The sequence below is a fragment of the Thermocrinis sp. genome (assembly GCF_036781485.1).
GTDB lineage: Bacteria > Aquificota > Aquificia > Aquificales > Aquificaceae > Thermocrinis.
In genome coordinates, this window is the sequence record NZ_DAIQAX010000001.1 from 1 (window position 1) to 18,546 (window position 18,546).

Here is an 18,546-nt window from a genome sequence, read left to right on the forward strand (position 1 = left end):
GGTGGAGAAAGGGAATAACCCTTTTGACTTACCTTTATGGTTATGCTATTGGTTACAGCTTTTTCAGGAAAAGTCATGTGCTTGGTTAATTTCTCACCCAACGTATATTCAATAATTATAACCCTTCAATCTCTTAAGTATTTCTTCCATCCACTTGGATTGACTTTTTGTGCTTTTCTTCAACACCTGCCAGTTCTGCAATAGTAGTTGTTGTCAAGTATTCCATAATATGTTCCCTAAGGTCTGTCCACTTATCGTGAACTGCACAGGGTGAAGTTTGCCACTCTTCACATCTTCCAGGTCTCAAAGCGCAGTAATCTAAGCGATAGTCCTCATCAAGGTATCTTATCACATCGTATATGGATATTTCTTCAGGTTGGATAGCAAATGCAAAACCCCCATTGGGACCTTTGTATGATTTTAAAACCCTTTCCCTGACCAGTTTATGAAAGATCTTTGAGAGAAAGGGCTTGGGGATGTTCTGCACTTGAGCGATCTCTTCTACCTTCACAAGCCTTCCCTTCTGTAAAGCCAGATAGGCTAAAGCCAACAAAGCGTATTTAACAGTTTCTGAGTAAATCATAAATATCTATTATATAGTTTAAACTCCGAAATTTGCAAGGATATAACACCACCCTTAAATCTTTTGAAATACAACTACCCCTTTACCTTCTCTTTATCTTGCCCTTCTGCTCTTTTTTCTCTAACTTTTCTGGATCCACCCCAAGTTACATCAAACTTTCATGCTCTGCTTTTTCCTATCGCCTTCATAAAGAGCCTGAGCCCAAAAACTTATCTCCTTAATAGACCCTTGGGGAGTAAGCTTAATAGCCTCAGCTCCCCATTGGTTGCTCTCAATGCGAAAACATAAAACTTAAAACGTTATTGCCTTAGTTTTGTAATTAACTAAAATAAAAATTATCATGGAAAGGTCCTTACTTAAGGAAAAGAAAAAACTTGAGATAATAAGAACAGCCTGTAAGCTTTTTTCTGAAAAAGGGTATCACAACACCGTTATACCGGATATTGCCAACGCCCTTGGAATGAGTGTGGGTAATATTTACAACTACTTTGAATCAAAGGAAGAGCTGGCAAAAGAGATAATGCTAACTGTTTCTAGCTATGTAGCGGAGAGGTTAAGAAGAATAAACCAAGAGAATATATCTACAAGAGAAAAGATATATAGATTTACGGAAGAATTTTTTCAAATGGCTCTAAAGGAGCCAGAATTGATAAACTACTTTCTTAGGGTTTTTCTGGTTAACAGGGAAATCTTCAAGGAGGGTTGTGAGGGCTTTGCCTGTGTGGCTGAAGTTGTCACCGAGGTCATGATTTTGCTGTCTGATGGTATAGAAAGAGGGGAGCTTAGAAATCAGAGTTTCTTCCCAGCTTTCACCATTATTATGGGTCCAATAGGCGGGATGGTATTTTTGCACAACGAAGGAGTGTTAGAAAAACCTTTAATAGAATACAAGGACGAAGTCGCCTACAACATCTGGAACGCTCTTAGGGCTTAATCTTCAATCTTCTGTGAATAGCAAGATAGGGAGGTGTTCTAAAAGGTGGTATTCTTCTGACAAAATAGTAGCGGGCTATGTGATAGCTTGGGTCAAACCCAAAAAAGTTAAGCTTCATCCTTTCAAGCTCTTCGTTTCTGTATTCAAAAAGCGGTTTTTCCCTCCAATCCCTAATCCTCCCCTCTCTCTTCCTTTTCAGAAAAACATCATAATCACTCGTGTTTATAAAGTTTTCAAGAAATCCAGAAACTTTTTCCCTAAACTCCTTTGGCGTTCTTCCAAAAACGAAGTCTATCAGGCCAATTTCGTAAGCTTTTTTGGAGCTTATAGGCATTCTGTTTTGCATTATTTCCTTTGCCTTTTCCCACCCAACCCTCTTAGGTAGAGTGTATGTCCAGAACTCAGACCCATATAGATTGCCTATGTTTTTATAGTGGGGGTTCAAAACCACACCTTCCCTAGCAAAGACTAAATCGCAAGTTAAAGCTAAGAAAACGCCACCCGCTCCCGCATTTCCCTGCAGACATGCTACAGTCAGCTTGTCTAATGTTTTTAGAATTTCCTCACATAGGTCATCCATAGCGTTTATGTTTCTCCAGGATTCATCCGCCGGACTTTCGGAAGCTTCTATAGTATTTAAGTTCATCCCGTTTGAAAAGAAATCCTCCTGTCCCAAGAGCACAATAGCTTTTGTTGGTCTCTCTTTTGCATACCTAAACACCTCCAAAAGTCTCTCACACTGCTGGGTGGACATGGCCCCGTTGTAAAAGTTAAATGTTATGTATCCTATCCCTGCCACCTCCTCGTAAATGATCTCCCGGTAGGTATTAAAATCAATCTTCTCCCAAGGTTTTATAGGCTCCTCCTTTACCTTATCCAAAAGATGCGGTATTACCCTTTGGGCTGGAAGTTTTATTGAGTTTTTTTCTCTTTTTCTCATGTGGGTAATCCAAACAGCCCCATCTATGGTTCCAATGCATACCGCCTCATCTCTAATTGCCAGTATCTCTCCAGGCTTTCCTCTGAGCATATCCTCTTTGTGTGGATTGTAAAGATAGTATTCTTCTCCTCCTAAGCATGCCAAAGCTCCAGGCTGGCTATCCGAAGCATAGACCTTTCTTATTACCTCTTCAGTGCCATCCTTAAACCAATCTACGCGTCTGTAGGACTGATCCATGTAAGGTTTCCAAGAGCCCTTTGGATATATCTTTTTAGGCTCTCTATCTTCAAGCATGTAATCCAAAGCTTCTAACACACAATCCACCGCACTTTCTGTAGCCTCCATTCTGTATATGCTAGACTTTCTTGCCTTTCTCATAGGAAAGGTTCTATAGCTCCAGACTGGCCCCGCATCGTATTCTTCAACCGCCTCCAAAAAGCTAACTCCCCACTCTTTTGCTTTTTCTAAGATAGCCCAGTCTAAGGCAGAAGGGCCCCTATCCCCAGGAGGGCCAGGATGTATTACAAACGTTTTTACTTTTTGCCAAACTTCCCTTGGAATTTTGCGCTTCAAGAAAGGTGCAATTACCAAATCAGGCTTGTAAAGATTAAAGGCTTCTACCGTAAGCTCTGGATGAACGTCAAGCTCAATAGATACCTCATGGCCTCTTTCAGTTAGCTCACAGTAAAGTCTCTGGGTAAGGGAGTTGAACCTATGGCAGAGAAAAAGGATCCTCATAGTCTTTTATACCTATAGTAAGCGTTGCAGGCGCCTTCTGAGGAAACCATGCAGGAACCTATGGGATTTTGGGGTGTGCAAACGGTCCCAAATAGTTTGCATTCAGTAGGCAAAGCCACACCGCGGATGACCTTTCCACATATACAGGCAGGATGCTCCTTAGGTCTTGGTAAGTTTATATAGAATCTTTTTTCTCCGTCAAACTCTTCAAACTCGCCTCTTAGCTTCAGGGCGCTGTATGGCACAACTCCTAAACCCCTCCACTCAAACTCCTTCCTAAGCTCAAAAACTTCCGAAACGAGTTTTTGGGCTTTTAAGTTCCCATCGTATGTAACAAAACGAGTGTATTGATTAGCCACGTAAGCCTCCCCTTTGGCTATCTGCTTGACCAAAATCCATACTCCTTGCATAACGTCCAGTGGTTCAAAACCGCATATTACAACAGGCTTTAAAAACTCCTGTGAAAAATACTCGTAAGGTCTTACCCCTATTATGGTGCTTACATGCCCTGGACCAATAAAGGCATCTATGCTAACCTTTCCTATATCCCTTATCTCGGGAGAATTGAGTATATGCTGTATGGCGGATGGAGTTATTACATGGTTTGAAACCACGTAAAGATTTCTTAGTCCTAACTGCTTTGCTTTTAATAGCAAGACTGCAGTCTGGGGCGTGGTTGTTTCAAAACCTATGGCAAAAAACACCACATTTTTTTCACCTTCAACCTGCGCAATTTTTAGCACTTCCAAAGAGGAATTTACCATCCTAACGTCCCTACCTTCAGCCCTTAGGTCCAAAAGGCTCTTTCTTTGGGAACCCGGAACTCTTAAAAGGTCTCCGTAGGAACACAGCACGGTGTTTTCCTGCCTTGCTATGTGTATGGCAAGGTCTATCCTTGATTGTGGGATAACGCAGACTGGACAACCAGGACCATGTACGAACCTAACATAACCTTCCAAAAGCTGGTCTATGCCATGTTTTACTATAGCGTGAGTATGTCCGCCGCAGAATTCCATTATACTTACCACTCTACCTATCCTTTCCACAAGCCTTTTTATAGCTTTCTCTATGGTTTTTAGTCTTTTGCTATCTCTGAATTCCTTTAGCTCAAAGGTTTTCAAACTCCTCCTCCATTGAAAGTATCTCTTCAAAAAGCTCCAAACTTTTTAATGCTTCTTCTTCATCCAGCTTTGATATGGCAAAACCTACATGAACCAGGACCCAGTCCCCTTGCCTTACAGGTTCGTTCAAAAGCTCCAAGGAAATTATCCTTTTCACTCCCATAGTATTCACCACTGCGCTGTTGTCTTCTCTTATCTGCTCTATCTGGGCAGGTATGGCCAAACACATAGCCTCCCTCGGTGAAAGACTGTTCATTAAATATATACTACGAGCTCTTTTAGTGCAAGTGGTAGTATGGTTTGTCTCTGTGTTTGTGCATAAGGCCCGCTTCTATTAGTTTTTCTCTATCCGAAAAAAACCCATCCACACTTCCATCGTAGATTATCCTGCCCCCTTCTCCTAATACTACAAGCCTGTTTCCAAGCTCTGGTACCAAGCTAAGATTATGGGTTGAGATCACAGTAGTAAGGTTTAACTCTTGGAGGATGTCTATTAGCAAACCTGTGCTTTTTGGATCTAAGTTTGAAGTAGGCTCGTCCAAAAGTAAAACCTCTGGCTCAAGGATTAAAAGACAGGCTAAGCAGAGCTTCTGTTTTTGACCTCTGCTTAGGTTGTAAGGAATCTTTTCCAAATAAGGACTAAGTCCGAATACCTCAGCCCACCTTAGGACCCTCTCCTTGATTTCTCTCTCTTTTAATCCCAACTGCCTGAGCCCAAAAGCCATCTCATCATACACCGTTGGATTAAAAAGCATTACCTCTGGGTTCTGAAAGAGGAGGACAACTTCCTTGCGGAACCTAAGGTTAAACTTAGGATCCCTTAGGCTTTTTTCGTTCAACCTTTCGCCTTTGTAAAGGTATTCCCCCCTTTCTGGAAAGAGAAGACCGTTGAGAATCTTTAGAAGGGTGCTCTTTCCTGAACCGTTTATACCCAGAACAACTACCCTTTCTCCTTTATCCACTTTGAAGTATGCATGGACTTTTCAAGAAAGAAAGTAAGCACCCTCTCGTAAAAGTTAAGCCTTGTTCCTCTGTCTAGCCTTCTCATGGTCCTACTCTTTAAAGCTTCTCTAAACTCTCTTATAAGACTGACATAAGTTAAAAGATGGCTCGAAACTATTACAAGCAAAAAGCTAAAGAAGTTAAACAGCAAGCATACGTAAGTAGACCTCTTTATAGTATTGAGCCTTTTCTTGATAGGGAGTACTGCAGTAGCCAAAAAGATGGGGAGTGAGATTTGCTAAACTAACAAAGACCTCTTCTGTAAGCATATAAATTGACATAGCAATGTTCTAAGTTTATCATAGAGTTGTGAATGAATATTCAATAAGTAAGTTTGTAATTACTTGGGGCTCTTGTGCCAGTTGGGGATGTGTGCAAGCTGCGAAACCAAACCCAACCACCGCAGTTTCTATAGATAAGGTTATAAAGAACAAGCCAATCATAAAAGTCCCAGGATGCCCTCCCATAGCTGAGGTTATGACTGAAGGTCCTTCTTCAACGCAGGACAGTTCGTAGAAAGATTTGACGATGAAGGGGCAAAGAAGGGGTGGTGTCTTTACAAGGTAGGCTGTAGGGGCCCTACCACCTAAGAAAATTTCCTAAGGCTACTCCTGGATACTTTATAGCTTTCCAAGAGAAGATAAAGAAGTTGGTAGAAAGTGGGCAACTTGGGATCTTTGCCGCACACTGGTGGGACCATCCAGACTACAAACTCTTACCACCAGAAGTTCATCTAATAGGAATAGCGCATTACCTGAATATGTTAGATGTCCAGAGGGAGTTCTTTATTCCTCAGGTGGTCTTTGGTGGGAAAAACCCTCATCCTCATTATATAGTTGGAGGGATGAATTGTTCTATATCTCTTGACGACATGAACGCTCCGGTCAATGCAGAAAGGTTGGCGGTTGTAGAGGATGCCATATATACCCAAGTGGAAGCTGTAAACCTTTTCTATCTTGTGGATCTTTTAGCCATCGGACATATATACGTTCAAAAAGGTCAAACCTACGGTGGAGGGCTTGCAAAGAAAAGGGTAATCGGATATGGAGAATTTCCAGATGAACCTTACAAGGGCATAAAGACTGGAGATTACCATAATAAGATCCTCTATCACTCCAACGGTGTGGTCGAAGACTTTGAGCTTGGTGTAGATAAGGCGAAGTATTATCCCTTGGTGGGTAAAGATTTTGCGGACTCAGAGGTAATTCAAGAATATGTAACGCACTCTTGGTATAAGTATCCCGACGAGAAGAAGGGGCTGCATCCTTGGGATGGTATAACTGAACCTAATTACACAGGACCAAAGGAAGGTACAAAAACCCATTGGAAATACTTAGACGAGCGAGGTAAATACTCTTGGATAAAGTCTCCAAGGTGGAAAGGGAAACCTTGCGAAGTTGGTCCCCTCGCAAGATACATAATTGTCTATACTTGGGACCCCTCCACCTGGCCAAAGGAAGCAAGGGGAATAGGGCTTACAGAGGCACCAAGAGGTGCATTGGGACACTGGGTAATAATAAAGGATGGGAAGATTGCCAACTACCAATGTGTTGTGCCTACAACGTGGAATGGCAGTCCAGGGGACCCAATGGGTGGTCAAGGAGCCTTTGAGGAGTGTATGAAAGATACACCTGTGAGAGTAGTAGATAAACCCCTGGAAGTATTGAGAGGTATACACTCCTTTGACCCATGCTTGGCGTGTTCCACGCACATTTACAATGCAAAGGGAGAGGAAATAACCAGCGTAAAAGTTCAAGGTAGCGTGCCAATCTGTTATACAGGAGGATGAGTCATGAGGGAAGAGGTCGTAAAAAGAATCTATATATTCAGTCCGTCCCTACGCATATGGCATTGGGTAAATGCTGTATGTATAGTGGTCTTGTTCCTAACCGGTTTGTACATAGGTAACCCATTTTTCATAGGCTCACAAGGGCTTGAAGCAACTTATGCCTACGCCCACAGTCTAACAATGGATTTTATAAGGTTCATACACTTCTCTGGGGTAGGAGAAATGGTTCTTCACTATCTCCTTATCAAGCCTGGACACAGAACCTACATAAGGAATCCATTGGCAAGGCTTGTTTACTTTTTGCTATACTTGGTCCTTATCTTTATGGTAATAACTGGCTTTGCTATGTATGGTCTTTCGGATCCAGGGGGCTTTTGGGCAAAGATGTTTGGTTGGATAGTTCCTATGTTGGGAGGAGAATTCTCGGTTCACATGTGGCATCACTGGTTTGCTTGGCTTGTTATATTCTTCGTGATTGTTCATGTGTATCTTGTTGTAAGGTATGATGTGATAGAGAAGGAAGGAGAAGTGTCTTCCATGTTTAACGGTATGAAAACTTTCAAGGAAACACCCGTGGATGTGGAGGATGTAGCTTGAGCATCCTTATTCTAGGAGTAGGAAACATACTGCTATCGGATGAAGGCTTAGGAGTAAGGGCTGTAGAAAAGCTCAAGGAAGGTTACATTTTTCCAGAGAACGTAAAACTCTTAGACGGGGGCACGCTTGGTATAGACCTGCTCTATTTTCTAGAAGGTGCAGAAAGGCTCATAATAGTGGATGCAGTAATGGGTGGGGGTCCTCCTGGAACCCTCTATAAATTTTCCGGGGACGAAGTAAAAGCCTACTTTAGAGGAAAGGTATCAGCCCATGAACTTGGTATTCAAGAGGTTTTGGGTATAGCTCAGCTAACCGGCAAGTATCCTAAAGAAGTGGTGGTCATAGGTATGGAACCAGAAAGTTTAGAAATTTCTTTGGAACTTTCACAAACCGTGAGAAATAGTTTAGAAAAGTTAGTAAAATTAATCATAGAGCAACTCAAAGATTGGCAAACAGAGGTTAAACATGTTGATGAACGCACCCGCAATACTGCATGAGATCTTGCAGGCGTTAAAGGACTTTTACAACAAAGGGGAAAGACATGTAATCTATATAAACAAATTACCCCTTACTGAAGAGGATAAGCATGTTATACTGGATGTGCTGAGAGACGGTCAAGTTAAGATTTCTTTCAAGTCCGCAACCCAAAAGGTAGAGTGGAGGGAAACAGGCATAAGTGGTGTTTGGATTGGAGTATTTTTTGACAGAGATGAAAAGCCAATTTTGGAAACAATAGAGATAACAGATTTTCCTATGCTCGCTGCCTGTCAGAGGGAAGACATAGAGGAAGCCATAAAGACCTTAGAGGATAGGCTCTCTTCCCTTGTATGATAAGATTTTCTTATGAACTTTTTCCTAATTTCTGTCTTTGGCAAGGATAGACCCGGAATAGTCTCTGAAGTTAGTAAAGTCCTCTACGATCTTGGTTTAAACATAGAGGATTCTTCTATGACCCGGCTAAAGGGTGAATTTACCATCATGTTGGTAGTCAGTCATCCAGGAAACCTTGAAGAGGAAAGCATACTATCTGCCTTAAAGGATGTGGGGGAAAGGCTTAATCTTTCTATAATTTGTAAAAAATTGCCAGAGGATTGGGAAGAAGAATACAAAGGGAAAGAAATATACAGGATAGTGGTATCCGGTGCGGACAAGCCCGGCATAGTGTACAGCGTATCTAACCTTCTGTCTAAAAACGGTATAAACATCTCAGACCTAAGGACCGAGAAGAGAGGTAGCTTGTATCTAATGTATATAGAGGCTGAATCTCAAGAAGATAAGTTTGAGGATCTAAAAAGAGGCTTAGAAAGGCTAAAAAAGGAACTGGGTGTGGATATATCTATAGAAAGGGACGAAGAAGCGGTCTTATGAAAAAACTTGAAATACTCACCTATCCGGATGAGAGGTTAAAGATACCATCCGTTGAAGTAGTAGATTTTGGAAGTGATCTGAGAGAGTTTGTTGAGGAGCTTAGATACGTAATGACTAACTCACCTGCCTGCGTGGGCATAGCTGCACCTCAGGTGGACGTGCACAAAAGGATCATTCTCGTTGATACTTCTCAGTCAAAACATAGAGAAAACAAAGTCAGTCACGGTTTTATGGTTCTGATAAACCCAAGGATAGTAAAGTTTGAAGGTGAGATAATAGTTAGAGAAGGCTGTTTAAGTGTCCCAGATTTCACGGGCAACGTCAAAAGATACTACTGGATTGAGGTGGAAGCCTTTGACCTAAGGGGAAATCGTTTTGTTTTTGACACGGAGGGCTTTGAAGCGGTTGTTATACAACACGAGATAGACCATCTGGATGGTAAACTCTTCATAGAAAGAGTCGCATCACCAAAAGATATATCTAAAAGAAAGGTTTACAGGTAGTTTATAATTCATACTTATGGAGTGGAAGCATGTAGTGGTTTTCATAACCACTCCTACGAACAAGGGGTGGGATATAGGAAATTACATAGTGGAGCAGAAGTTGGGTGCTTGCGTAAATGTAATACCAGAGGTAAGCTCGGTTTATTGGTGGAAGGGAAATATAGAAAAGGATAAGGAAAATCTTTTAGTCGTGAAAACCTCCATGGAAAAGCTTGAAAAGTTGATACATGAAGTTAAAAAAATCCATCCTTACACTGTGCCTGAGATAATAGCCTTACCTATAGTGGGGGGGAACGAAGATTACCTCAAGTGGATAGACGATTCCCTTGGGCAATAAAAAGGAAGTTTCTCAGAAGATCTAAGCCTGCCTCTGAAAGCACAGACTCAGGATGGAACTGCACACCAAAAACAGGATAATCCGTATGCTGCACGCCCATCACTTCTCCATCCTCAGACCAAGCGGTTACCTTTATAAAGGCTGGTAAAGTGTTTTTGTCTATCACTAAGGAATGATATCTCACTGCAGTAAATGGATTGGGCAATCCAGAGAATATTCCTTCTCCAGTGTGTGTTATTAGGGATGTTTTGCCGTGCATCAACCTTTTGGCTCTTACGATTTTTGCCCCAAAGGCATAACCTATAGACTGATGCCCTAAGCATACGCCCAGTATAGGATAGTCCTTATGTAGTTCTCTGATCACTTCTACAGAGATACCCGCTTCCTTTGGCGTGCAAGGTCCTGGAGAGATAACTATAGCCTCTGGGTCTATAGCCCTTATCTGGTCCAGCCCTATCTCATCGTTTTTTTTAACGATAACATCCGAACCAAGTATTTGAAAATACTGCACCAAGTTATAAGTAAAAGAATCGTAATTATCTATCATCAAAATCTTCATCCGATTATTTCCTCCACTCTTTTCTTAACTTCCTCTATTATCCAGTCTGGAGTTGAGGCACCTGCGGTTATGCCTACAGTCTCTGCACCAGAAAACCAAGCTGGATCTAACTCTTGAGCTGTCTCTACGTGGTAGCTACGTGGATTTAAAGAACGAGATATTTCATAAAGCCTTCTTGTATTTCCGCTGTTTTTACCACCTACTATGATCATTACATCCACCTTTGGTGCAAGTTCATAAACATCTTCCTGCCTTTCCGAAGTAGCGTTGCATATTGTGTTTATCACTTTAACTTCCTTCGCCCAAAGGGCTAGCTCGCCCACTGCTTCTTTGAAGAACTGCTCATTCTGAGTAGTCTGTGCAACTATACCTATTTTTTCTAGATGCTTTACCTTCTCCAAATCCTCTTTTGTTTCTACTACGACACCCTCTCCACCTGCCTTTTTTAGATAACCCAACGTGCCTATAACCTCTGGATGGTTTTTCTCTCCCAGTATAACAACAAAGTATCCTTCAGCAACCAATTTCTCTACAGCCTGATGGACTGCCTTCACGTAGGGACATGTAGCATCTACCACTCTCAAACCCTTACTGACATACTCCTCTTCCTTATTTGGGGGGATTCCGTGGGAACGTATTATTACAGTGTCTCCAGGGCGTATATTTTCTTCGGTTTCCAATACTTCCACCCCCTCTTTTCTTAGTCTCTCCACTTCCTGTGGGTTATGGATCAGAGGTCCTATAGACCATATTCTTTTACCTTTGTTCTCTTTTGAAGTTCTTTCCGCTATATTTATAGCCCTTTTTACTCCGAAACAAAACCCAGCATGCGGTGCAACGATTATCCTATCCATGTTCTAAAAATATAACCTCTATTTCTTTATAAATCGTGATTTCGCTCAAGCTTGTTTTACAGAGGAATGCCTTTACAGGAAAACCCATCTGGTAAAATAGCTTAACCGCTTCTGAAAATTTTCTATCCACTCCGTAGTTGGGTGAAAAAGCTTTAGCATCTTCCCTTTGGACTACAAAAACAAGCTCTGGATTTAGTCCATCTTTTGCAATCTCTATCAGTTTATAAATGTGCTTAGTCCCTCTCTCCGTGGGTGCGTCTGGGAATAATGCAATCCCGTGTTCTACCAGATTAACCGATTTTGTTTCTACTACTGTGGATGAATACATTAGATCAAATCGCTGATTACCAAAGACTGGCTCAAACTTGACAGGGAGATTCAAGAACTCTGCATAAAGTTTGGGTGCAATCGTTGAGTCAATGCATACCAAAGAATTTTCAGCTTTGACCAAAAAGATATCAAAGGGATATTTACCAGAAGCTTTTTCACGCAGAAAAACCTTTCTCCCAGCCCTTAGAAGCTCAGTTAAACGTCCTGTATTTCTTATGTGCACTAAGAGATTTTCTCCTTCTACCAATACCTCTCCGACGAACCTGTTTATTCTCTTTAGAAATATTGCTTCCTTTAGGGATGTAATTTTCATCTTTAAAAAGGCCCTACCGGGCGGTAGGGCAAACAAATTTGGGGAGGGAGGGGGAGGGAGTTTCTAACCTATATATTTCCCCAAATCTTCTAAGCTTCTATGGAATTAATTATATACAAAAAAATTTTTTTGTCAACCCGTGGGAGAGGCTGTTCGAAAAATCTTTCAGACAGTACTAAGTAATTGTAAGCGTGCAATTCAAACTTCAACTCAACAGTCTAGACAGAGAAAAGCTTTTTCAGCTAATGCGCAAGCAATCGTCCGCCATAAGGTCTGCTTATAAAATGCTGAAAAACAAAAACTCCCATAGCCAAATATACGACACGCTAACAAAACGATTTCTAGGCCTACCTACCAAATACATAGACTCTGCTATCTACAATTGAAACACTTTTTAAGGTAATACTTCCGAACATGAAGACTTCCATATTGACCGGCATAGTTTTGTCCTTTGCCCATACTATGGGAGAGTTTGGAGTTGTTCTGATGGTCGGAGGAAACATTCAGGGTGAGACGAGGGTAGTATCAATAGCTATCTACGATGCGGTGGAAGCTGTAGACTATCCTACAGCTCATTTATACGCTTCAATCCTTCTCCTGTTTTCTTTCTTATCCGGAGCCTTTTATGATAAAGTTCTAAGGCTAGAAAAAAGATACAAGGCAGCGGATAAGGCAAACAAAAATAAATAGATTACAGGTAGCCAAACGACAGAATCTTTTCTATCCCACAACCCCAAAATAGCAATTTGCGAGCACCCTCCAAAAATAGCTTGACAAATACACTAGATTGTGTTATATTAAAAACACTACTTGAGGGACGTCAAAAGTCCCTTGCGCAAAAAGACTTGACAAACCCGATAAAACACATTAAAATAATATACTTGCTTGAGGGGTTGATAAGATAGGCCCCTTGTAAAAGGACTTGACATCTTTTGTAAACAGATATATAATAATAAAAACTGTTTGCATAGAACCGAGGGGTGTAAGAAGCCCCTTGACATCTTGGCAACTGAATAGGGAGGAAGAACCCAAGGTTTTTGTGAAGAGTTTGATCCTGGCTCAGCGCGAACGCTGGCGGCGTGCCTAACACATGCAAGTCGTGCGGAGGGGTGATGAGCCCCTCAGCGGCAAACGGGTGAGTAACACGTGAGTAACCTGCCCTTGGGAAGGGGATAACCTTCCGAAAGGAAGGCTAATACCCTATATTGCCGGGGGTCACTAAGACTTCCCGGTGAAAGGTGGCCTCTGCCCGCAAGGGTATGCTACCGCCCAAGGAGGGGCTCGCGGCCCATCAGGTAGTTGGTGGGGTAACGGCCTACCAAGCCTACGACGGGTAGCCGGCCTGAGAGGGTGGTCGGCCACAGTGGGACTGAGACACGGCCCACACCCCTACGGGGGGCAGCAGTGGGGAATCGTGGGCAATGGGCGAAAGCCTGACCCCGCGACGCCGCGTGGAGGAAGAAGCCCTTCGGGGTGTAAACTCCTGTCGGGGGGGACGATGTGGTCTGAGGTGAATAATCTCAGGCCATGACGGTACCCCCAGAGGAAGGGACGGCTAACTACGTGCCAGCAGCCGCGGTAATACGTAGGTCCCGAGCGTTGCGCGAATTCACTGGGCGTAAAGCGTCCGCAGCCGGATGGGTAAGCGGTTCGTCAAAGCCCACCGCTCAACGGTGGAACGGCGTACCGAACTGCCCATCTTGAGGCACGCTTAGGCAGGCGGAATTCCCGGTGTAGCGGTGAAATGCGTAGATATCGGGAGGAACACCGAAGGCGAAGGCAGCCTGCTGGGGCTGTCCTGACGGTCAGGGACGAAAGCTGGGGGAGCAAACCGGATTAGATACCCGGGTAGTCCCAGCCGTAAACCATGGGCGCTTGGCGTCGTCCTCGTGGCGGTGCCGCAGCTAACGCGGTAAGCGCCCCGCCTGGGGAGTACGGGCGCAAGCCTGAAACTCAAAGGAATTGGCGGGGGCCCGCACAACCGGTGGAGCGTCTGGTTCAATTCGATGCTAACCGAAAAACCTTACCCGGGCTTGACATGGTGGGAAACCCTTGCGAAAGCGAGGGGTGCTGTCCTTTGGACAGAATCCCACCACAGGTGGTGCATGGCCGTCGTCAGCTCGTGTCGTGAGATGTTGGGTTAAGTCCCGCAACGAGCGCAACCCCTGCCCTTAGTTGCTACCCCGGAAGGGGAGCACTCTAAGGGGACCGCCGGCGATAAGCCGGAGGAAGGTGGGGATGACGTCAGGTCAGTATGCCCTTTATGCCCGGGGCAACACAGGCGCTACAGTGGCCGGGACAATGGGATGCAACCCAGTAATGGGGAGCCAATCCTTAAACCCGGTCATGGTGCAGATTGAGGGCTGAAACTCGCCCTCATGAAGCCGGAATCGGTAGTAATGGCGGATCAGCTAAGCCGCCGTGAATACGTTCTCGGGCCTTGCACACACCGCCCGTCACGCCACGGAAGTTAGTCTTCCCGGAAGCCTCCGAGCTAACCCGAAAGGGAGGCAGGGGACGATGGGAAGGCTGGCAACTGGGGCGAAGTCGTAACAAGGTAGCCGTAGGGGAACCTGCGGCTGGATCACCTCCTTTTTGACGGAGAAAAAGTTTCAGGCTTAAAAAGTGGGTTCTTCCTCCCTATTGAGCTGTCAATCCAGCAGGGCCTCTAGCTCAGTTGGTTAGAGCGTGCCCCTGATAAGGGCAAGGTCGGTGGTTCAAGTCCACCGAGGCCCATTGTCTGGGGTACAGAGGGGATGTAGCTCAGCGGGAGAGCGCCTGCTTTGCAAGCAGGAGGTCGAGGGTTCAAATCCCTCCATCTCCATGCTTACAAGGCAGGCTGTGGGTCCTTTGGTGGGCCCATGTCATATTGGCAACTGAATAGGTCTTTCTTCCTCGTAGGTGTGCAAGTTAGTAAGGGTCTGGGGTGGATGCCTCGGCTGCCCGAGGGGATGAAGGGCGTGTAAAGCTGCGATAAGCCGGGTGGAGGCGCAAAATGCCTTTGAGGCCCGGATGCCCGAATGGGGAAACCCGGCAGGGTGTTGAGCCCTGTCATCCGCGCAAGCGGAGCCAATACGGGACGAAGTAAAACCTTCTAGTAGTCCCAGGAAAGGAAATCAAACGAGACTCCCCGAGTAGCGGCGAGCGAAAGGGGACCAGCCCAAACCGCACGGGTGCCATGGTGGCAGCCTTAGCTCGTGCGGGGTTGTGGGACGTATCCGGAGAGGGCTGCCAACCTCTCAGGGAGTTACAAAACTTCCACCTAGCCGAAGTGAGCTGGAATGCTCCGCCATAGAGGGTGAAAGCCCCGTAGGCAAAAGGTGAGAAGTCTCCCGTGGATACGATCCCAAGTACCACGGCCCCCGTGGAAGGTCGTGGGAATCAGGGGGGACCTCCCTCCAAGGCTAAGTACTACGGGCAGACCGATAGCGCATAGTACCGTGAGGGAAAGGTGAAAAGAACCCCGTAAGGGGAGTGAAATAGAACCTGAAACCCCAGATCTACAACCCAGTGGAAGGGTCTTTAAGGCCCGACTGCGTGCCTTTTGCAAAATGAGCCAGGGAGTTGTCCTCAGCGGCGAGGTTAAGCCGTTAGGCGAAGCCGTAGCGAAAGCGAGTCCGAACAGGGCGTTAAGTCGCTGGGGGCAGACGCGAAGCGGAACGATCTACCCATGCCCAGGATGAAGGGTGGGTAATGCCGCCTGGAGGTCCGAACGGGTCGGTGCTGCAAAACCGTCCGATGAGGTGTGGGTAGCGGTGAAAAGCCAATCGCGTTCCGTGATAGCTCGTTCTCCCCGAAATAGGTCGACGCCTAGCGTCGTTCGTTCCTTCCCGGAGGTAGAGCCACTGGTTGGGCTAGGGCCTCGAGAGGGGTACCGAACCCTGCCAAACTCCGAATGCCGGGAAAGGTAGAACGGCAGTCAGTCCCCGGGGGATAAGCTCCGGTGGACAAGAGGGAAAGAGCCCAGACCGCCAGCTAAGGTCCCAAAGTTCGGGCTAAGTGGGGAAGGATGTGCGGCTGCTAAGACAGCCGGGAGGTTGGCTTAGAGGCAGCCATCCTTTAAACAGTGCGTAACAGCTGACCGGCCGAGCGGCCGTGCGCCGAAAATTTAGCGGGGCTAAGCCCGACACCGAAGCTGCGGGCTCGCGTTAGCGAGCGGTAGGGGAGCGTTCCCTGCGGGTTGAAGTTTCACCGTAAGGTGGGATGGACTGCAGGGAAGTGAGAATCCTGGCATGAGTAGCAGCGAAGACAGGTGAGAAACCTGTCCGCCGGAAGCCCAAGGTTTTGGCGGCAATGTAAATCAGCCGCCAGTTAGCCGGGACCCTAAGGTGAGGCCGAAAGGCGTAGCCGATGGGAAGCGGGTCAACATTCCCGCGCCAGCGGTGTGGAGCCAGAGTCGTGACGCAGGAGGCTAGGGAGAGCCACCTATGGAATGGTGGTCCAAGGTAGTAGGAGGGGGTGGCAGGCAAATCCGTCACCCCATACTCCGAGAGCTGATGGGGTAACTCTCCTGACGCCACACTGCCAAGAAACAACGGCGCTGGCGTTGAAGCATCGCTGCCCGTACCGCAAACCGACACAGGTGGGCTGGGTTAGCAGCCTAAGGCGTCGGGGGAACTCTCCTCAAGGAACTCGGCAAGTTGCCCCCGTACCTTCGGAAGAAGGGGGGCCCATGGAAGTGAAGCCTCTCGGCGTAAGCTTCTGTGGGTCGCAGAGACCGGGCGGTGCCGACTGTTTATCAAAAACACAGGACTACGCAAACCCGTAAGGGGATGTATGTGGTCTGAAGCCTGGCCAGTGCCCGTAGGTTAAGGGGCGGAGTGCAAGCTCCAAACCGAAGCCCGGGTAAACGCCGGCCGTAACTCTGACGGTCCTAAGGTAGCAAAAGCTGCCTGAACTCTGCTGTATGCGGGGAAGCCCTTAGAGCCTTGGCTACGAGGTCCAAAAGGGACCCGTAAAAATGCCAAAGGATTGGGCAATCCGCAGGAAACCCTAAAAAAGGGGATCCTCAGAGACTGTACGCGGAGGTCCTTGCCTCCCGAAGGAGGAAGTTAGCCCATGGAGTTATCTCCAGACTGGGTAGTTGGTTTTGTGGATGGAGAGGGATGTTTTCACGTATCCATAAACTCCCATCCCGAAACGCAAATAGGATATCAGGTGCTTCCTGAGTTTGTGGTAGTTCAACATCAAAGGAATGTTCAAGTGCTTTACGCACTGAAGGGTTTTTTCAAATGTGGGGTTGTGCGTAAAAACAACGGAGATAGATGGTGCTATAGGGTGCGAAAGCTAAACTGTTTGAAGGAAATATGCAGTTTCTTTGAAAGACATCCTCTGAAAACCAAGAAAAATGTGGAGAGAATAAGATTTTGCAGAATAGTAAGCTACATGCTTGAAGGAAGACACCTAAGGTTAGATGGATTGATGGAAATTCTGGATATAGCGCTGCAGATGAACACGGAAAAAAGAGAAAACCTCCTTCGGATAAAAAGGGACCTTGAGGCAAGGACAAGATACAGTCCACCCCTTGGCGAAAGTCAAGGAGAAAGGTGAGCGAAATTCCTTGTCGGGTAAGTTCCGACCTGCATGAATGGCCCAACGAGTGCCGCACTGTCTCGAGGAGAGTCCCGGCGAAATTGTGATGCCGGTCAAGACACCGGCTACCCGCGGCAGGACGGAAAGACCCCGTGAAGCTTCACTGTAGCCTGGTATTGAGTCTTAGCTTGTCTTGCGCAGGATAGGTGGGAGCCTGTGAAGTTCCTCTTCCGGGAGGAATGGAGGCGCCGGTGAGATACCACCCTTGACAAGCTGAGACCCTAACCCAGCCAAGTTATCCTTGGCGGGGACCGTGCCAGGTGGGCAGTTTAGCTGGGGCGGCTGCCTCCTAAAAGGTAACGGAGGCGTCCAAAGGTACCCTCAGGCGGGTCGGAAATCCGCCGTAGAGTACAAGGGCAGAAGGGTGCCTGACTGTGAGGCCGACAGGCCGAGCAGACGCGAAAGCGGGGCCTAGTGACCCACCGGTTCCACGGGGAAGGGCCGGTGATCAGCGGATAAAAGCTACTCCGGGGATAACAGGCTAATCTCCCCCGAGAGCCCACATCGACGGGGAGGTTTGGTACCTCGATGTCGGCTCCCCCCATCCTGGGGCTGAAGCAGGTCCCAAGGGTTGGGCTGTTCGCCCATTAAAGGGGGACGCGAGCTGGGTTCAGAACGTCGCGAGACAGTTCGGTCCCTATCCGCCGCGGGCGCAGGAGTCTTGAGGGGGTCCGTCCTTAGTACGAGAGGACCGGGACGGGGCAGGCTCTGGTGTACCGGTTATCTCTCCAGAGGTAGAGCCGGGTAGCCATCCTGCTACGGGATAAGCGCTGAAAGCATCTAAGCGCGAAGCCCACCCCAAGATAAGGACTCCCTGAAGGGCCGTGGGAGACTACCACGTTGATAGGCCGCAGGTGGAAGCTCAGCAATGGGTGGAGCCAAGCGGTACTAATAGCCCGTTCGGCTTGCACACCTACAGGAAGAAAGACCTATTGAGTTGCCAAGTTCCTCTCGGGACCATAGCGGAGGGGAAACACCCGGTTTCC

The 18,546-nt window shown here is 46.4% G+C and carries 15 protein-coding genes, 2 tRNA genes, 2 rRNA genes and 3 pseudogenes; 14 read left to right on the forward strand and 8 right to left on the reverse strand.

All coding sequences use genetic code 11. The features are described 5' to 3' along the window. Window positions 1-133 precede the first annotated feature (133 nt). Window positions 134-583 carry an Rrf2 family transcriptional regulator gene (locus tag V7P40_RS00005; RefSeq protein WP_333783926.1) on the reverse strand — a complete coding sequence of 150 codons (450 nt, stop codon included), beginning with the start codon at window positions 581-583 and terminating at the stop codon, window positions 134-136. 340 nt (window positions 584-923) lie between these two features. Here V7P40_RS00005 and V7P40_RS00010 point away from each other — a divergent pair, with 340 nt between their 5' ends. Continuing rightward, window positions 924-1,517, forward strand: a complete 594-nt coding sequence (locus V7P40_RS00010) for a TetR/AcrR family transcriptional regulator (protein ID WP_333783927.1) — start codon at window positions 924-926, stop codon at window positions 1,515-1,517. Here the strand turns inward: V7P40_RS00010 and V7P40_RS00015 are convergent. From V7P40_RS00015 to V7P40_RS00030, 4 genes are read right to left on the reverse strand one after another with little or no spacing between them, the layout of a single operon-like run. Next, window positions 1,507-3,195 (reverse strand): hydrogenase maturation protein, encoded by a 1,689-nt coding sequence (locus V7P40_RS00015; protein WP_333783928.1) that lies wholly within the window; start codon window positions 3,193-3,195, stop codon window positions 1,507-1,509. The two genes, V7P40_RS00010 and V7P40_RS00015, sit on opposite strands and share 11 nt — an antisense overlap. Next, window positions 3,192-4,316 (reverse strand): hydrogenase formation protein HypD, encoded by a 1,125-nt coding sequence (gene hypD / locus V7P40_RS00020; RefSeq protein ID WP_333783929.1) that lies wholly within the window; start codon window positions 4,314-4,316, stop codon window positions 3,192-3,194. The genes V7P40_RS00015 and hypD overlap by 4 nt, the downstream gene beginning before the upstream one ends. Continuing rightward, entirely contained in the window at window positions 4,303-4,545 is a 243-nt protein-coding gene (locus V7P40_RS00025; protein WP_345786298.1) for a HypC/HybG/HupF family hydrogenase formation chaperone, read from the reverse strand. The genes hypD and V7P40_RS00025 overlap by 14 nt, the downstream gene beginning before the upstream one ends. A gap of 49 nt (window positions 4,546-4,594) precedes the next feature. After that, window positions 4,595-5,278, reverse strand: a complete 684-nt coding sequence (locus tag V7P40_RS00030; protein ID WP_333783931.1) for an ABC transporter ATP-binding protein — start codon at window positions 5,276-5,278, stop codon at window positions 4,595-4,597. A 376-nt stretch (window positions 5,279-5,654) separates the two neighbouring features. Here V7P40_RS00030 and V7P40_RS00035 point away from each other — a divergent pair. The 8 genes and pseudogenes from V7P40_RS00035 to cutA form a co-directional block, all read left to right on the forward strand. Next, window positions 5,655-5,905 (forward strand): annotated as a pseudogene (locus V7P40_RS00035) (uptake hydrogenase small subunit); the annotation flags it as partial. Continuing rightward, window positions 5,902-7,107, forward strand: a pseudogene (locus V7P40_RS07640) (nickel-dependent hydrogenase large subunit); the annotation flags it as partial. The pseudogenes V7P40_RS00035 and V7P40_RS07640, both read left to right, overlap by 4 nt. 3 nt (window positions 7,108-7,110) lie before the next feature. Continuing rightward, window positions 7,111-7,704, forward strand: a complete 594-nt coding sequence (locus V7P40_RS00050; protein WP_333783932.1) for a cytochrome b/b6 domain-containing protein — start codon at window positions 7,111-7,113, stop codon at window positions 7,702-7,704. Next, window positions 7,701-8,201, forward strand: coding sequence for a HyaD/HybD family hydrogenase maturation endopeptidase (locus tag V7P40_RS00055; protein ID WP_333783933.1), 501 nt, complete (start codon window positions 7,701-7,703; stop codon window positions 8,199-8,201). Before V7P40_RS00050 ends, V7P40_RS00055 begins: the two co-directional genes overlap by 4 nt. After that, window positions 8,176-8,535 (forward strand): hydrogenase expression/formation protein, encoded by a 360-nt coding sequence (locus V7P40_RS00060; RefSeq protein ID WP_333783934.1) that lies wholly within the window; start codon window positions 8,176-8,178, stop codon window positions 8,533-8,535. Before V7P40_RS00055 ends, V7P40_RS00060 begins: the two co-directional genes overlap by 26 nt. Before the next feature lie 12 nt (window positions 8,536-8,547). Next, window positions 8,548-9,072, forward strand: a complete 525-nt coding sequence (locus V7P40_RS00065; protein ID WP_333783935.1) for an ACT domain-containing protein — start codon at window positions 8,548-8,550, stop codon at window positions 9,070-9,072. Then, entirely contained in the window at window positions 9,069-9,575 is a 507-nt protein-coding gene (gene def, locus V7P40_RS00070) for a peptide deformylase (RefSeq protein WP_333783936.1), read from the forward strand. Before V7P40_RS00065 ends, def begins: the two co-directional genes overlap by 4 nt. Before the next feature lie 16 nt (window positions 9,576-9,591). Beyond that, a complete protein-coding gene (cutA, locus tag V7P40_RS00075; protein ID WP_333783937.1) occupies window positions 9,592-9,912 on the forward strand; it encodes a divalent-cation tolerance protein CutA in 321 nt (106 codons plus the stop codon). On the opposite strand, the gene V7P40_RS00080 is transcribed toward cutA, so the two are convergent. From V7P40_RS00080 to sfsA, 3 genes are read right to left on the reverse strand one after another with little or no spacing between them, the layout of a single operon-like run. Beyond that, window positions 9,881-10,471 (reverse strand): aminodeoxychorismate/anthranilate synthase component II, encoded by a 591-nt coding sequence (locus V7P40_RS00080; protein WP_333783938.1) that lies wholly within the window; start codon window positions 10,469-10,471, stop codon window positions 9,881-9,883. The genes cutA and V7P40_RS00080 overlap by 32 nt on opposite strands. Beyond that, complete coding sequence (gene ispH / locus V7P40_RS00085; protein WP_333783939.1) at window positions 10,468-11,325, reverse strand: 4-hydroxy-3-methylbut-2-enyl diphosphate reductase; 858 nt, start codon at window positions 11,323-11,325, stop codon at window positions 10,468-10,470. Before ispH ends, V7P40_RS00080 begins: the two co-directional genes overlap by 4 nt. Then, window positions 11,318-11,968: a DNA/RNA nuclease SfsA gene (sfsA, locus tag V7P40_RS00090; protein WP_333783940.1), complete on the reverse strand. Its 651-nt coding sequence runs from the start codon at window positions 11,966-11,968 to the stop codon at window positions 11,318-11,320. Before sfsA ends, ispH begins: the two co-directional genes overlap by 8 nt. A 381-nt stretch (window positions 11,969-12,349) precedes the next feature. Between sfsA and V7P40_RS00095 the strand changes: the two are divergent. The 5 genes and pseudogenes from V7P40_RS00095 to V7P40_RS00115 form a co-directional block, all read left to right on the forward strand. Further along, window positions 12,350-12,658, forward strand: a pseudogene (locus V7P40_RS00095) (ABC transporter permease subunit); the annotation flags it as partial. A 346-nt stretch (window positions 12,659-13,004) separates the two neighbouring features. After that, window positions 13,005-14,563 (forward strand): 16S ribosomal RNA (locus tag V7P40_RS00100). 67 nt (window positions 14,564-14,630) lie between these two features. Beyond that, window positions 14,631-14,704 (forward strand) — tRNA-Ile (locus V7P40_RS00105). A 16-nt stretch (window positions 14,705-14,720) separates the two neighbouring features. Further along, a tRNA-Ala gene (locus V7P40_RS00110) sits at window positions 14,721-14,792 on the forward strand. Window positions 14,793-14,871: 79 nt separating this feature from the next. Next, window positions 14,872-18,473: ribosomal RNA gene (locus V7P40_RS00115) — 23S ribosomal RNA — on the forward strand. Together the 16S and 23S rRNA genes with 2 tRNA genes alongside form the textbook arrangement of a ribosomal RNA operon. Window positions 18,474-18,546 lie beyond the last annotated feature (73 nt).

Excerpts from the sequence above, each read along its gene's own strand:
- def (WP_333783936.1), top strand. The coding sequence starts at position 9,069 with ATGAAAAAACTTGAAATACTCACCTATCCGGATGAGAGGTTAAAGATA.
- V7P40_RS00010 (WP_333783927.1), top strand. The coding sequence starts at position 924 with ATGGAAAGGTCCTTACTTAAGGAAAAGAAAAAACTTGAGATAATAAGA.
- V7P40_RS00005 (WP_333783926.1), bottom strand. The coding sequence starts at position 583 with ATGATTTACTCAGAAACTGTTAAATACGCTTTGTTGGCTTTAGCCTAT.
- cutA (WP_333783937.1), top strand. The coding sequence starts at position 9,592 with ATGGAGTGGAAGCATGTAGTGGTTTTCATAACCACTCCTACGAACAAG.
- V7P40_RS00015 (WP_333783928.1), bottom strand. The coding sequence starts at position 3,195 with ATGAGGATCCTTTTTCTCTGCCATAGGTTCAACTCCCTTACCCAGAGA.
- sfsA (WP_333783940.1), bottom strand. The coding sequence starts at position 11,968 with ATGAAAATTACATCCCTAAAGGAAGCAATATTTCTAAAGAGAATAAAC.
- ispH (WP_333783939.1), bottom strand. The coding sequence starts at position 11,325 with ATGGATAGGATAATCGTTGCACCGCATGCTGGGTTTTGTTTCGGAGTA.
- V7P40_RS00060 (WP_333783934.1), top strand. The coding sequence starts at position 8,176 with ATGAACGCACCCGCAATACTGCATGAGATCTTGCAGGCGTTAAAGGAC.
- V7P40_RS00080 (WP_333783938.1), bottom strand. The coding sequence starts at position 10,471 with ATGAAGATTTTGATGATAGATAATTACGATTCTTTTACTTATAACTTG.
- V7P40_RS00025 (WP_345786298.1), bottom strand. The coding sequence starts at position 4,545 with ATGTGTTTGGCCATACCTGCCCAGATAGAGCAGATAAGAGAAGACAAC.
- V7P40_RS00065 (WP_333783935.1), top strand. The coding sequence starts at position 8,548 with ATGAACTTTTTCCTAATTTCTGTCTTTGGCAAGGATAGACCCGGAATA.
- V7P40_RS00050 (WP_333783932.1), top strand. The coding sequence starts at position 7,111 with ATGAGGGAAGAGGTCGTAAAAAGAATCTATATATTCAGTCCGTCCCTA.